The sequence below is a fragment of the Billgrantia pellis genome, assembly GCF_008297955.1.
In the GTDB taxonomy this organism is placed as follows: domain Bacteria; phylum Pseudomonadota; class Gammaproteobacteria; order Pseudomonadales; family Halomonadaceae; genus Halomonas; species Halomonas pellis.
On the sequence record NZ_VTPY01000003.1, the window covers coordinates 336,519 to 349,350 of the forward strand.

Annotated in this window: 13 protein-coding genes; 3 read left to right on the plus strand and 10 right to left on the minus strand. The window is 64.4% G+C overall.

The window, feature by feature from the left end; all coding sequences use genetic code 11:
- Positions 1–4 precede the first annotated feature (4 nt).
- The 3 genes from F0A17_RS07395 to F0A17_RS07405 all read right to left on the minus strand — a co-directional run bounded on the left by F0A17_RS07395 (position 5) and on the right by F0A17_RS07405 (position 2,386).
- Positions 5–916: an NAD(P)/FAD-dependent oxidoreductase gene (locus F0A17_RS07395; protein ID WP_149327711.1), complete on the minus strand. Its 912-nt coding sequence runs from the start codon at positions 914–916 to the stop codon at positions 5–7.
- Between the two features lie 157 nt (positions 917–1,073).
- The gene (locus F0A17_RS07400) at positions 1,074–1,556 is read right to left on the minus strand and encodes a cupin domain-containing protein (protein WP_149327712.1); all 483 of its coding nucleotides are present in this window, start codon (positions 1,554–1,556) and stop codon (positions 1,074–1,076) included.
- A 38-nt stretch (positions 1,557–1,594) separates the two neighbouring features.
- On the minus strand, positions 1,595–2,386 hold the full coding sequence (locus F0A17_RS07405; RefSeq protein ID WP_149327713.1) for a methyltransferase domain-containing protein: 792 nt from the start codon (positions 2,384–2,386) through the stop codon (positions 1,595–1,597).
- A gap of 249 nt (positions 2,387–2,635) precedes the next feature.
- On the opposite strand from F0A17_RS07405, the gene F0A17_RS07410 reads away from it, so the two are divergent.
- Genes F0A17_RS07410 through F0A17_RS07420 form a run of 3 tightly spaced genes read left to right on the plus strand, consistent with a single transcriptional unit; the run spans position 2,636 to position 4,773 of the window.
- On the plus strand, positions 2,636–3,259 hold the full coding sequence (locus F0A17_RS07410; RefSeq protein ID WP_149327714.1) for a sigma-70 family RNA polymerase sigma factor: 624 nt from the start codon (positions 2,636–2,638) through the stop codon (positions 3,257–3,259).
- On the plus strand, positions 3,256–3,525 hold the full coding sequence (locus F0A17_RS07415) for an anti-sigma factor family protein (RefSeq protein WP_149327715.1): 270 nt from the start codon (positions 3,256–3,258) through the stop codon (positions 3,523–3,525). The genes F0A17_RS07410 and F0A17_RS07415 overlap by 4 nt, the downstream gene beginning before the upstream one ends.
- 12 nt (positions 3,526–3,537) lie before the next feature.
- Positions 3,538–4,773 carry a MerC family mercury resistance protein gene (locus tag F0A17_RS07420; protein WP_149327716.1) on the plus strand — a complete coding sequence of 412 codons (1,236 nt, stop codon included), beginning with the start codon at positions 3,538–3,540 and terminating at the stop codon, positions 4,771–4,773.
- 154 nt (positions 4,774–4,927) lie between these two features.
- Here F0A17_RS07420 and exaC read toward each other — a convergent pair whose 3' ends face one another.
- The 7 genes from exaC to pqqA form a co-directional block, all read right to left on the minus strand.
- Positions 4,928–6,448: an acetaldehyde dehydrogenase ExaC gene (exaC, locus tag F0A17_RS07425; protein ID WP_149327717.1), complete on the minus strand. Its 1,521-nt coding sequence runs from the start codon at positions 6,446–6,448 to the stop codon at positions 4,928–4,930.
- A gap of 269 nt (positions 6,449–6,717) precedes the next feature.
- A complete protein-coding gene (locus tag F0A17_RS07430; RefSeq protein WP_149327718.1) occupies positions 6,718–9,393 on the minus strand; it encodes an insulinase family protein in 2,676 nt (891 codons plus the stop codon).
- Complete coding sequence (gene pqqE / locus F0A17_RS07435; protein ID WP_149327719.1) at positions 9,390–10,544, minus strand: pyrroloquinoline quinone biosynthesis protein PqqE; 1,155 nt, start codon at positions 10,542–10,544, stop codon at positions 9,390–9,392. Before pqqE ends, F0A17_RS07430 begins: the two co-directional genes overlap by 4 nt.
- Positions 10,537–10,824, minus strand: coding sequence for a pyrroloquinoline quinone biosynthesis peptide chaperone PqqD (pqqD, locus tag F0A17_RS07440; RefSeq protein WP_149327720.1), 288 nt, complete (start codon positions 10,822–10,824; stop codon positions 10,537–10,539). Before pqqD ends, pqqE begins: the two co-directional genes overlap by 8 nt.
- Positions 10,821–11,612 carry a pyrroloquinoline-quinone synthase PqqC gene (gene pqqC, locus F0A17_RS07445; protein WP_149327721.1) on the minus strand — a complete coding sequence of 264 codons (792 nt, stop codon included), beginning with the start codon at positions 11,610–11,612 and terminating at the stop codon, positions 10,821–10,823. Before pqqC ends, pqqD begins: the two co-directional genes overlap by 4 nt.
- Before the next feature lie 43 nt (positions 11,613–11,655).
- Positions 11,656–12,585 (minus strand): pyrroloquinoline quinone biosynthesis protein PqqB, encoded by a 930-nt coding sequence (gene pqqB, locus F0A17_RS07450; RefSeq protein WP_149327722.1) that lies wholly within the window; start codon positions 12,583–12,585, stop codon positions 11,656–11,658.
- 57 nt (positions 12,586–12,642) lie between these two features.
- The gene (pqqA, locus tag F0A17_RS07455; protein WP_149328201.1) at positions 12,643–12,714 is read right to left on the minus strand and encodes a pyrroloquinoline quinone precursor peptide PqqA; all 72 of its coding nucleotides are present in this window, start codon (positions 12,712–12,714) and stop codon (positions 12,643–12,645) included.
- Positions 12,715–12,832: the final 118 nt, after the last annotated feature.

The following is a 12,832-nucleotide window of genomic DNA, read 5'->3' on the forward strand; positions in this document are numbered from 1 at the left end:
CTCGTCAAGGGCGATTCTGTAGCCGATTATGAATGGCAGTGGCCGCAATCGATGCCTGGCCGGTGGCCACCGTGATCTGGCTCAAGTGGTTGGTCATGTCGCCCGCGGCATAGAGCCCTTCGATGCCTGTCTGCATGTGCGGGTTAACGACCAGGTAATCGTCCGGATTGCGCAGGGCTCCGATGTTCATCCCCAGTTCGCTGCGCACCCGGGTTCCCAGGGCACAGTAAAGTACATCGAAGGAGTGCTCGGTGCCGTTCGCCATGCTCAGGTGGATGCGATGGTCTGCATCGCTGTACATGCTGCCAACTTTTCCCTGCACGAGCGCAATGTTCTCGCGAGCCAAGCGTGCTGTCGACTGAGGGTCCAGGTAGGCGCCTGCTTCGATATCGATCAATGTCAGGTCGGCGCTGAATCGCTTTATGAAGGCAGCCTCTCCCACCCCATGAGCGTCCTTGGCGATAACGCCGATACGCGCTTGGGTAAATTCGAAACCATCGCAAATGGGACAGTAGCGGATCAGGCCTTTCTCTTTCACCTCCTGAAAACCTTCCAGTTCAGGTTCGAGATCGACGACACCGGTAGCCAGCAGTACCGTCCGTGTCCGAATGACCTCGGATTCGGTCACGACATCGAACGTGCCATCCTCCGTGCGTTCGAGACGCACTACCCGCCCTGGCGTCACGTGGCCGCCGTTGTCCTTTAGCTGCCCCCGTAGCCGCTCCAGCAGCGCGTGGCCGCTAATGCCTTCTCTGAAGCCGGGGTAGTTGCGGGTGCAGGGGATGAGCGACGCCCGGCTCTTTCCTTCGTCGACGATGCATATGTCACGCAGAAAACGCTGAAGATTGATACCGGCAGTCAAGCCGGCGGGACCTGCGCCGACGATCACGCAGTCGAACGTGACAAGCGCTTCCATGATAATCTCCTTGGATACGACGAATCCCGTGTCGTTACAGGGAGCCTAGCGGTTTCTCAGTCTCGAACCAGCTCGAGATCGAAAGCGGGAGCGAAGAGATACTCCATGGGCATGGCAGGGGGCGAGCCGCGCGGTTCGCTGCCGCGCGGCTCAGGGCTCATTGGCGTGGATCATCCGCGGGGTCGAGGTATTCGATGCCCCACGGACCGGTGCCGTGCAACTGGATGATCGTCTCTCCGTCGGCGTAGCCAAACATGGGGTCGCCAGGCGACATGATGGCATAGCCGCCGACGGGCAGGGGCTGGGTAGCCTTGCGCTCGAAACTTTCCCCATGAGCGAAGTGCAGGGTGCCTTCGAGCACCGTCACCCGCTCGTAGGCGGGATGCACATGAGGTTTGATCTCATAGCCGTCCGCAAGCCGCAGGCGGAGGGTGAAGGGCGCCTCGGCGGAGAGATCTCCTTCGATGATGGCGATCTCGGCTCCCTCGCCCATGGAACCGACTGGCCCCCAGCTGAGGTCGTCGGGCGTACCCAGCAGGTGACCGTCGCCATGGTAGGGCTCTGCCCAGAGCCCGCCAGACACAGCGAGCAATGACAGGGTCAACAGAGTGGCATTCCGTCTAGCGTGATGGCGTTGCATGGTAGGTCTCCTTCATTGTGATAGTGTTCCCGCAGCGCTCAGCGCTTGATCGCCAACAGCGAAATGCTCTTGACGCCATAGGTCGAGCAGGCAGCCTGTGCCGATTCGGTCAGGAAGCTATACTCGGAGTGCTCGCGCCAGGTTTCGATGACGAAGCCGGCCGCTTCGATAGCGGCGCGATAGGCGTCCTGCTGCTGGGCCCCCCCAATGCAGGCGGCCCACAGGGTGGCATTGCCGGTGACGCTGTCGGGCAGCGGCTTTTCGGTGACGATATCGGCCAGCGCCAAACGTCCACCGGGGCGCAGGACACGTGCCGCCTCGGCGAAGACACGGGACTTGTCGGCCGAGAGATTGATCACGCCGTTGCTGATCACCACGTCGACGCTATCGGCGGCAAAGGGCGGCGCCTCGATATAGCCGGCATGGAACGAGACCTGGGCGAAGCCAGCCTCGAGCGCCAGCCGCTCGGCCTTCTCGCGCTGGGCCGTGGTCATGTCGAGCCCCAGCACCTGTCCGCCGGGCCCCGTGGCCAGGGCTGCCAGCAGGCTGTCCATGCCGGAACCACTGCCCAGATCGAGTACCGTCTCGCCGGGACGAATGGCGGCCAGATCGAGAAAGTGGCCGACGCCGGCGAATGAGTCGATGGCGGCCGCAGGAATACGGTCAAGTGTCTGGGCGTCATAGCCCAGCCGCTCGGCAAGGGCGCGGCCCATTTCGAAATGAAACTCCCCCTGCGGCGTTTCGGCGACCTCGCGATACATCGCCTTCACGCGCGATTCGAGCTCCTTCCTGTCCACATCGCTGGAGACATGCTGTGCCGTGATGGTCATGGTCTCTCTCCTCCTCGTCTGCGCACGACGCCGGTTGGTGTCGTGTGCGCCAGGACGCAGCGCGTGGGCCAACTGTTCCCGCAAGGAACAGAAACGGGGCACGCAGCGTCCCTGCCATGCCTGACGCTTGCCCAGTGAGGGCGAGCGGACCATGCTCGGAGAGGTACCGTCATGTCGTTGGCCGGTCCGTTCCTTAGCCATTCGCGGTCACCGCCACGCGCCCGGTGCCGGGACGCCACGGGGGGCACCATGCGCTTCGACGAAGCCGCCAGCCGGCGGCAGTGGTTCGAGCACCGCCTGGCACCGATGTTGGATCGACTCTACGGCACGGCACTGCGGCTGACTCGCCACCCCGCCGACGCCGAGGATGTCGTTGCCGAGTCGGTGGCCAAAGCCTGGATGCAACTTGATCGCCTGCGCGATCCTCAGCGTTTCGAAGGCTGGATGTTTCATATCCTCACCAACACCTATATCAGCGAATGGCGAAAGCGTCGCTGCCGCCCACCGCCGTGCGGAAACGACGCCACCGAGCCCAGCGAGCTCGACAGCGACAGTTTCACGCTGTTCCAGCAGCTGCATCAGCCTTTCCTGCTGTGGTGGGGCAGCCTGGAAGAGCAGTTCTTCAATAGCCTGCTGCAGGAAGACCTGGAGCGGGCGCTGGATGCCCTGCCCGATGCCTATCGGGTAACGATTGTGCTGGTCGAGGTGCAGGGCTATACGTATGAAGAAGTCGCGAAGCTTCTTGGCGTCCCACTGGGAACCGTGCGCTCGCGATTGAGCCGGGCACGCTCACGATTGCAGAGCGCGCTATGGGAGCAGGCCAGGGAAGCAGGCATGGTGCTCGGCGAGGGAGACGGAGGAGAGCGAAGATGAGCCCGACAGCGCTCAGTTGCGAGGAGGTCATCGAGCGACTCTTCGACTACCTCGATCGGGAACTCGACCCGCAGGAGGCCGCCGATGTCGAACGGCACCTGCACCGATGCCGAGATTGCTTCACACGTGCTGAATTCGAACGGCGACTACGGGCCAGGGTGGCGGCCACCGGGACGGCGAAGGCACCGCCGTGGCTGTACCAGCGCATCCGGACCCTTCTCGACCGATTCGACGGAGCCGGTCCGATTCCACCCGCTGACTCGTGAGGAGAGCGCCTCATGGTGGCCATTCTCGGTTACTCCCGCCCGCAGATCCTAGCAGCGGTGCAGCGGATGTATACGGCCGTTGCGGATGCCCCCACCGCCTCTTTTCACTTTCCGGTTGGCGCCGAGGCCAGCCGCCGCCTGGGTTATGCTCCCGAGTGGCTGATGGAACTCCCCGCCGAGATTCGCGATGCCTTCGCCGGCGTCGGTTGCCCCTTTCGCGCCGACGCCATCCGCCGCGGCGACCGGGTGCTCGACATTGGCGCCGGAGCCGGCGGCGACGCCCTGATCGCTCGCACGTTGGCCGGCCCGCAAGGACACGTCATTGCCCTTGATCTGACGGCAGCCATGACGCGCCGACTCCAACAGGCCATCGAACGTCATGCCATTGATCGACTCACCGTGGTGCAGGGCTCAGCCGAGCAATTGCCGTTACCCAATGCCTGCATCGACAGCATTACCAGCAATGGCGCCCTCAATCTGGTGCCGGACAAGCGCCGCGCCGTGGCGGAAATGTTTCGCGTGCTCAAGCCACACGGGCGCTTACAGCTGGCCGACGTGGTGATCCATCGCCCGGTGTCGGTCGATTGCCATGAAGATCCACGCCTATGGGTCGAATGCGTGGTGGGTGCCACGGTGAAGGAGGAGTTGCTGGCATTGTTCGAGGAAGCCGGGTTCGAGGAGATCCGCGTCATCAACCGTCACGACTACTTCGCCTTGAGCCCCAGCGCCCAGACCCGCGAGATTGCCGCCGGCTTCGGCGCACACTCCGTGGAGATCGGCATGCGCCGCGGTGCCGCGCGACCTGCATGGCTTCAGCGGTGGCGCTGCCGCCTCGATCCGCAGCGCCGGCTGCGACTGTGGTATCGTCGCGGCCTGCTCGGGATGCTGGTCTTCCTGCTGGCCCTGCTGAGTTGCTACGGCATCCTGGCACTTCTCGTCCTGCTGCCGCTGCTGGGCGTTCACCTGGCCCTCGACGAGGGGCTTTGGAGCGGTGCGATTGCCACTCTGGTGCTGCTCACCCTGGCCATCGTGACCGCCGGCATGCGACGGTATCGCACTCCCTGGCCCGCCCTGGTGGGGTTTGCCGGTTCGCTATGCCTCCTCTACGCCTTGTTCGTCGATTATTCCTTGGCACTGGAGCTGAGCGGCTTTGTACTGCTGGCCGCCGCCGTGGCCTGGGACATCCGGCAGCGTCGACGACAGGACGCCAAGGTATTGGGTCTGAAGGACAAGGCGACAAAGGCATGACCTGGATCACGCCTGAACGTCGCCGGTACTGGATGGCGAGAGAGCCCTTCCCCATCCGGCCTTGTCGCGCTTGGCGACTCTCGCAGCGATAGGACGGGCGCTGCCCTCTCGAACAGAGATTGCGCAACCCGGCCCAGACCGGGCTGCGCGAGCGTCAGAAAAATCCGAGCGGGTTGGTGTCGTAGCTCACCAGCAGGTTCTTGGTCTGCTGATAATGCGCAAGCGCCACCTTGTGGGTTTCGCGGCCCACGCCGGATTTCTTGTAGCCGCCGAAGGCGGCGTGCGCCGGATACTGGTGGTAGCAGTTGGTCCACACACGACCGGCCTGGATGCCGCGTCCCATACGGAAGGCGACGTTGATGTCGCGGCTCCAGACGCCGGCGCCGAGGCCAAACTCGGTATCGTTGGCAATCGCCAGCGCCTCTTCCTCATCCTTGAAGGTGGTCACCGCCACCACCGGGCCGAAGATCTCTTCCTGGAACACACGCATCTTGTTGTGTCCTTTCAGCAGGGTCGGCTGGATGTAGTAGCCCTTGTCGTAGGCCGGATCGAAGCTTTCCTTGCCGCCGCCGGTGAGGAACTCGGCACCCTCCTCGCGGGCGATGTCCATATAGGTCATGATCTTGTCGAACTGCTCCTGGGACGCCTGGGCGCCTACCTGGACGTCGGTATCCAGCGGGTTGCCGCGCTTGATCGTCTGCACCCGTTCCATGACCTTGGCCATGAAGCCGTCGTACATGCTCTCCTGGATCAGCGCCCGGGACGGACAAGTACACACCTCGCCCTGGTTGAAGAAGGCGAGTACCAGGCCCTCCGCCGCCTTCTCGATGAACTCCGGCTCGGCGTTCATGATGTCGGCAAAGTAGATGTTGGGTGACTTGCCGCCCAATTCCACGGTGGAGGGAATGATGTTCTCGGCGGCGCACTTGAGAATATGCGATCCCACCGGTGTCGAGCCGGTGAAGGCGATCTTGGCGATACGCTTACTGGTCGCCAGCGCCTGGCCGGCTTCAGCGCCGTAGCCGTTGACCACGTTGATCACGCCCGGCGGCAGCAGGTCGCCAATCAGCTCCATCACCTTGAGGATCGATACCGGCGTCTGCTCGGCGGGCTTGAGCACCACGCAGTTGCCGGCGGCCAGTGCCGGGCCGAGCTTCCATGCCGCCATCAGGATCGGAAAATTCCATGGAATGATTTGCCCCACCACGCCCAGCGGCTCATGGAAATGATAGGAAACGGTATTGGCGTCGATATCGGCCGACGTACCCTCCTGGGCGCGGATGCAGCCGGCAAAATAGCGGAAGTGGTCGACGACCAGTGGGAGGTCGGCATTAAGCGTCTCGCGCACCGCCTTGCCGTTGTCCCAGGTCTCGGCCACGGCAAGCATCTCGAGGTTCTGCTCGATGCGGTCGGCGATCTTGAGCAGGAGGTTGCTGCGCTCGGTGGCGGACGTGCGTCCCCAGGCGGGTGCGGCGGCATGCGCGGCATCGAGCGCCTTGTCGATGTCTTCGGCAGACGAGCGGGGGATCTCGCAGAAGACTTCCCCGTTGACCGGGCTGACGTTGTCGAAATACTGCCCCTTCACCGGCGGCACGAATTCGCCACCGATGTAGTTGCCGTAGCGCTTGTCGAAGGAGACGACGGAATCGGGACTGCCCGGGTTGGCGTAGATCATGGCGTTGCTCTCCTGACGGTAGGGAGGACTCTCGGGTCCGGCGGACATCTCGCTGCGTCGTTGACCGGACCTGACGTTGAGCCTAGTGGAATCCTGCCCGTGAGCCATACTGCGTTGGCGTCATGACGACTGAGTCTTTGGTAGTATCCCGCGGAGCACTCGCCATGGCTGGGCACTCCCGCAGCGAGCGGTACCGAAAACGTTCCGTCAGAAAGCTGCTCGATGGCGAGGTTTTCTACGTGATAGCGCAACCCGACGCATCGAGAACGTCAGTTGTGCAGCCAGAGTCGGGCGGACGGAAGCAGCTCTAGCCGATAGAAACGACGAACCTCGTCTAGCGTCAGTGTGGAAACCGCCTCCACGACGCGTCGAGGTTCACGTGCCGCCAGTTCGCCCTGGGTCAGTCTGGCCCACCACCGCGCCCTTCGCTCGCCCGGCTCGCGCTGCGCGCGCGTGAGGCTCTGTATCAGCCCCTCCCGGTAGCGGGCGAAGTCCTCTCCCGAAAGGCTCAGGGGATCGTGGCCGGGAGAATTCAAAAAATCACGTATTTCCCGACGCAGCGCCGGGACCCTGAGCGAAGGCGATTGAATAAGCAGGACCAGCCCCGGGCGATCATGCAGCGGATGATAGCGGGCCAACACCGCGTAACCGAGCTGGCGTTCGACGCGCAGGCGCTGGTAGAAACGGTCGTGCAGCAACTGCGCCAGTAGCCGGTGACACGCCTGCTGGCGCGGCGAGGCATCCACTGCGGCAAAGTAGAGTGCCACCGCGCTGTCCCGCTGGGAGGCACCCAACCGATAACGATACTCGCGGCCGGCTTGCAGCGAGGTGATCGGGATGGCAGGCAGCACGACCGAAGACGGGCTCCCACCGGGAAAACGCTCGGCCAGGGCGTCATCGATACGCCGCGCTCTCTCGTGCCCAAGCGGGCCCGCCAGCAGACAATCGAAGCCTGCCGTCCGTAGGAGATCGGCCCGCCAAACCTCGAGTTGGGCGGGTGACGTCAATTCCAATACGCCCAGCAGCGCCTCTTCACTGTTGCCATGACCAAGGCATACCTCCGGCAGCGGCAGCAGGCGACGAAACGCCGGTGCCTGCCGTTGCCGGGTCCAGCGCATCCGCAATGCGTCCCGCGCCTGCTCGAAGCGGGCTGGTTCAATGCCGGCCTGGACGAGTCGATCCAGTAGCTGTGTCAGCAAGCGCTCCAGCGGCTGCGGTGGCCCATCGAGCCGGAACATGACGCTTTGCGCATCGCACGTCGTGGACAGTGACAGACCGGCCTCTCTCGCCTGCTGCAGTTCGCCGCTCATCGCCTCCTCCAGCCAGGCGAGCAGCAGCTCGGTGAGCACGGTCTCCTGCCGGGCCGGTATACGCGCCATGGCCAGTCTCAGCCAGGCAGCGGCGTTACCCGCGGATATCGCATGCGGCCGAAATCCGACCCGCCATCTCGGCGACCGGCGCAGCATCTCGAGTCCGTCTTCCTCGTCATCGCCCTCCTTGCCCTCCTTGCCCCCCTCGTCTTCGGCACCAGGTTCCTCGACGAGGAAAGGGTTGGGTGGCGGCAGGACGAACGACGTCGCCTGATACGCTTTCCGGGTGGGCCAGTCCTTGAGCGCATCGATCCGATAGCGGGTCGGGAACCAGGGGGAGACGCGATCGCCCCGGACCGAGGGAGCGCCGAGCAGTGACACGGCATTGTGCGGGACCAAGTGGGTCAGGCAGTTCGCCAGGGCACACGGTGTGATCGTCTCCTCCCGATAGGGGCCGAGCCGTGCCTGCTCGGGGGGGTAGCGATGCAGCCGGTCGGCCAATGCCTTGGCGAATTCGAGGCTGGAAGGCATCGCGGCGCGCCGGAAGCGCCGCCGCTCCATGAGCCGCTGCTCGCGGTAGCGCCACTCGGCGATGCCTTCGGTCTCGATCCGGCGCAGATAGGCGAAGAGCGCCGCGGCCGCATCCGTCCAATGGCGCATACCGACAGGCGTGAGGGCAAGCCGGATCTGGAAGAGGCCCTGCGGCGCGATATCGAGCAGCATGGAAGCGTCGATATCGCGCAACCAGCCGCGCTCCCGCAACCACATGTAGACGCCACCGGCACCGCGAAACGTCAACAACCGCGACAGGATTTCCCAAGCGGCCGAAGTCGCTCCCTTCGCCGGGGCAGGCACCGGAAAACACAGACGAAGTTCATGGCCCTCGCGGCGCTCCAGCACCAGCCGAAGCGGTAACTTGGCTGGGGATAGCAGGGGCGGCCAGGTGGGCGTGGCGCAGGCCGGCCTGACGGGAACGGCCGTGAAGCTGTCCCGTACCAGCCACTCCAAGGTATCGATGGGCAGGTCGGCCACCAGCGCCAGACGTAGATTGGCGGCGCCGTAATAGCGCTGATGGAATGCCGCCAGGGCCCGGTGCAGCGCAGCCGGGTCGCCGGCCAGGGTGTCACGGTTGCCGGCAAAGAAACGACTGGCAGGGTGCAGCGGATCGAGCACCTGCTTGATCACGCCCAGCGAGACCTGCTCCTCGTCCTCCCGTCGGGCGTGGTACTCCGCGTCGATGACCCTGCGCTCCCGCTCGATGGCCGCGGCATCCAGGCGCGGGGCGATAAGAAACTGGGCCAGACGATCCAGCGCCCCGCCCAGCCGCGCTGGAGGAATCTCAAGGAAAAAGCGAGTCTGATCGATCTCCGTAGTGGCGTTGAAGCGGCCACCATGTCCCTGTATATAGGTCGCGAAGTCGTCTTCGGCGGGATAACGATCGGAGCCCAGGAACAGCATGTGTTCGAGCAGATGTGCCAGCCCTGGGAGATCCGCCGGCTCATGACCGCTCCCTGCGCCGACGCTCACCGCGGCCGCCGCGAGACCGGCGTCGGCATCGGTGACGAGCAGCACGGAGAGACCGTTGGACAGTTTCAGCGAGCGCTGATGCCCTCCGTTGGAATAACCGCCGCTCATTGCCGACAGAATACCTGCGACTCGTGCACGCTGCGCGGGGTCAGTTGTTCGACACGACGCGGATCGGTGCTCGCCGCCTCGCGTGCGGCCTCGATCAGGCCATGATGCGGCGAGTACTCGCATACCGGATCGGTGGCGGCAGGATCGCCGGTCAACAGGTAGGCCTGACAGCGACAGCCGCCGAAATCGCGCTTCCGCTCGTCGCAGTCTCGACAGGGTGACCGCATCCAGGCGTCGCCGCGATAGCGGTTGAAAGGCTCGCTATCGTACCAGATCTCCCGCAGCCGCCGCTCGCGCACGTTGGGAAAGCTCATCGGCAACATTCTCGCACTGTGGCATGGCAGTACCGCGCCGTCCGGCGCCACGGTCATGAAGATCGCGCCCCAACCGCCCATGCACGCCTTGGGGCGTTCGGCATAGTAGTCGGGAACCACGAACAGCAAACGCATGTCGCGCCCCTTCGCCGCCAGTCGTTCGCGCCAGCGCGCGGTAGTCGCCTCGGCCACCTCGAGCTGCTCACGGCTCGGGAGCAACCCCTCGCGATTGAGCTGGGCCCAGCCGTACATCTGACAGTTGGCGAGCTCCACCGCATCGGCCCCCAGCGAATCGCAGAGGGCGATGATGGCGTCGAGATCATCGATATTGTGCCGATGCAGCACGACGTTGAGCACCATCGGGTAACCGGCAGCCTTGACCGCACGAGCCATCGCGAGCTTTTTGGCGTGCGCCTTGGGTGAGCCGGCCACCGCGGCGGCCATATCGGCGTCCCCCGCCTGCAGGCTGATCTGAATATGGTCGAGACCGGCTTCACGCAGCGCCATGATGCGCGCCTCGTCGAGGCCCAGCGCGGACGTGATCAGGTTGGTATAGAAACCGAGTCGTCGCGCTTCGCCAACCAGCGTTTCGAGATCGCGCCGCACCAATGGCTCTCCGCCAGAAAAACCGAGCTGCACCGCGCCCATGGCACGGGCTTGGCGCATGATATCGATCCATTCCCCGGTGGTCAGCTCATCGCGGTAGGCGGCGAAGTCGAGCGGATTCGAGCAGTAGGCGCATTGCAGCGGACAACGGTAAGTCAGCTCGGCGAGCAGCCACAGCGGCGCGCCGATGCCGTGTGCTTCACTGGTCTGGGAGCGGGCGATCTCAGTCATGGTGAATCCAGCCCTGTTGCGAGGCGTCGGCGAGGAAATCGCGCACGTCCTGGGCAAGTTCGCCGCTCGGGGCCTCGGGGTAGCGTCGGGTGAGTTCGTCGATCAATGCACTGACGTCGCGCTCGCCGTCGAGCAGCGACAGGATCGCGCCGGCACTGTCGTTGAGCTGCACCATACCCTCAGGATAGAGCAATACATGACGCCCCTGGGCCTCTTCCCACTGGAGACGCCAGCCCGGGCGCAGCCGGTAGACCGTACGTGAGTCAACGGGGGCGCTCATGACAGCCCCCGGTGGTAAGCACGCCGGTCGGTGACGGTGTGATAGGGCGGCCGATCGAGCTGATACGCCAGCGTCATGGCATCGAGCATCGACCACAGCACGTCTAGCTTGAACTGCAGGATCTCCAGCGCACGCTGTTGGGACGCTGCGGTGGTACAAACATCCAGCGCCAGCGTCAGGCCGTGCTCGACATCACGGCGCGCCTCGGTCAACCGCTTGCGAAAGTAGTCGTAACCCGACGCATCGATCCAGGGGTAGTGGCTGGGCCAGGTATCCAGGCGACTCTGATGGGCACGCGGCGCGAACAGTTCGGTGAGCGATGAGATCGCCGCCTCGCGCCAGTCGGCACGGCGCACGAAGTTCAAGTAGGCATCCACCGCGAAGCGCACTCCAGGCAGCACGTGCTCCTGAGACCAGAGCTCCTCGCGGGTCAGTCCGACCGCTTCCCCAAGCGCCAACCAGGCTTCGATACCGCCGGGGTCGTCACCAAAGCCGTCGTGATCAAGCAGACGCTGGATCCAGCGACGCCGGGCCGAAGCGTCGGGACAGTTGGCCAGCAACGCGGCATCTTTTTGCGGAATCATCACCTGATAGTAGAAGCGGTTGGCCACCCAGCCGCGTATCTGTGCCGGCGTGGCGCGCCCCTCGGCCATGTCGACCTGGTAGGGGTGATGAATATGGTAGTAGTCGCCCTTGGCCATCAGTGCGGCATGAAAGGCTTCACGCTCCAGGGCCTGAGGGTCGGTCGACGCCCCCGAGGGCGTCAGGGAGGATGCAAGCGATGGCATGGCGGCGTCTCCAGCGGAGGTTACAGGACAGGGAACATCGCGTTCACGGCTCGATGCGCATCCCGTCGAAAGCGACCTCGATGCGATGTTTCGCAAGCTCGGCCCGTTCGGGCGAGCCCTCGTCGAGGATCGGATTGGTATTGTTGATATGAATGAGCACCCGACGGGTCGCAGCGGGTAACGCGTCGAGTTCCTCGATCAGCCCGCCCCTGCCGGCAAGCGCCAGATGGCCCATCTCGCGGCCCGTCCTGTCGGCGATGCCCAATCTGGCCATCTCGTCATCGTGCCACAAAGTGCCATCGATCAGCACGCAGTCGGCGCGGGCGAGCCAGGCACGCAGGGCGTCGTCCGGCCGCCCCAGGCCCGGTGCATAAAACAACGCTCCGCCTTTGGCCGTATCCTCGACGAACAGGCCGATGTTGTCCCCCGGTGTGGTTGCACCGCGGCGGGGCGAGTAGGGTGGCGCATTGCTTTCCAGCGCCACTGCCGTTAGGCGCAGCCCGGGACAGCTCGGCACTTCGAAAGACGCTTGGTGGCGGCCGTCATCGATGGCGATCGGACGCCAATTCAGTCCGCCCTGCCAGTGCGCGAGCATCGGAAACAGGGGAAAGCCCCCGCTCAGGTCCGCATGCACGTTAGGCGTGCACCAGACATCCAGCGGGCACCCCTCACGCAGCGACAGCAGCCCGGTGACATGATCGATCTGGGCATCCACCAGCAGTACCTCGGCGATGCCGGTATCACGCATGCTCCGTCGGGGATGGAGTTCAGGATTGGCGGCGATCTGAGCACGAATGTCGGGCGAGGCGTTGCACAACAGCCAGCGCTCGCCATCGCTGCTGATGGCGATCGACGATTGGGTGCGGGGCGTAAGCCCTGGAGCGCCCTGCCGCACCCGACGGCAATTGGGGCAATGACAGTTCCACTGGGGGAAGCCGCCTCCGGCCGCGGCGCCGAGAATGATGACCTGCATGCCTGACCCTCTTGTCTTGATTGGCGTAGCGGGGCCGATAAGATCCCGTCGTTTCGATCAGCGGTTGGCGATATAGAGAGTCACTTCGAATCCGGGGCGAAGATCGTGGTAGGTCGGCTTGGTCCACATGGGCTCCCTCCTGGGAATCGGTTGATCGACGTTTACCCCTCACAGTTAAGCACTCGTCGGGCGGTATCGGTGCACGACTTTGGAAGGAGTTGCCTCGTTTTTTGCACCCACCGCAGCG

Coding starts and splice junctions, on each gene's coding strand:
- pqqD (WP_149327720.1), bottom strand. CDS start 10,824: ATGAGCGCCCCCGTTGACTCACGTACGGTCTACCGGCTGCGCCCGGGC.
- F0A17_RS07415 (WP_149327715.1), top strand. CDS start 3,256: ATGAGCCCGACAGCGCTCAGTTGCGAGGAGGTCATCGAGCGACTCTTC.
- pqqE (WP_149327719.1), bottom strand. CDS start 10,544: ATGACTGAGATCGCCCGCTCCCAGACCAGTGAAGCACACGGCATCGGC.
- F0A17_RS07400 (WP_149327712.1), bottom strand. CDS start 1,556: ATGCAACGCCATCACGCTAGACGGAATGCCACTCTGTTGACCCTGTCA.
- exaC (WP_149327717.1), bottom strand. CDS start 6,448: ATGATCTACGCCAACCCGGGCAGTCCCGATTCCGTCGTCTCCTTCGAC.
- F0A17_RS07420 (WP_149327716.1), top strand. CDS start 3,538: ATGGTGGCCATTCTCGGTTACTCCCGCCCGCAGATCCTAGCAGCGGTG.
- pqqC (WP_149327721.1), bottom strand. CDS start 11,612: ATGCCATCGCTTGCATCCTCCCTGACGCCCTCGGGGGCGTCGACCGAC.
- F0A17_RS07410 (WP_149327714.1), top strand. CDS start 2,636: ATGCGCTTCGACGAAGCCGCCAGCCGGCGGCAGTGGTTCGAGCACCGC.
- F0A17_RS07430 (WP_149327718.1), bottom strand. CDS start 9,393: ATGAGCGGCGGTTATTCCAACGGAGGGCATCAGCGCTCGCTGAAACTG.
- pqqB (WP_149327722.1), bottom strand. CDS start 12,585: ATGCAGGTCATCATTCTCGGCGCCGCGGCCGGAGGCGGCTTCCCCCAG.
- F0A17_RS07405 (WP_149327713.1), bottom strand. CDS start 2,386: ATGACCATCACGGCACAGCATGTCTCCAGCGATGTGGACAGGAAGGAG.
- F0A17_RS07395 (WP_149327711.1), bottom strand. CDS start 916: ATGGAAGCGCTTGTCACGTTCGACTGCGTGATCGTCGGCGCAGGTCCC.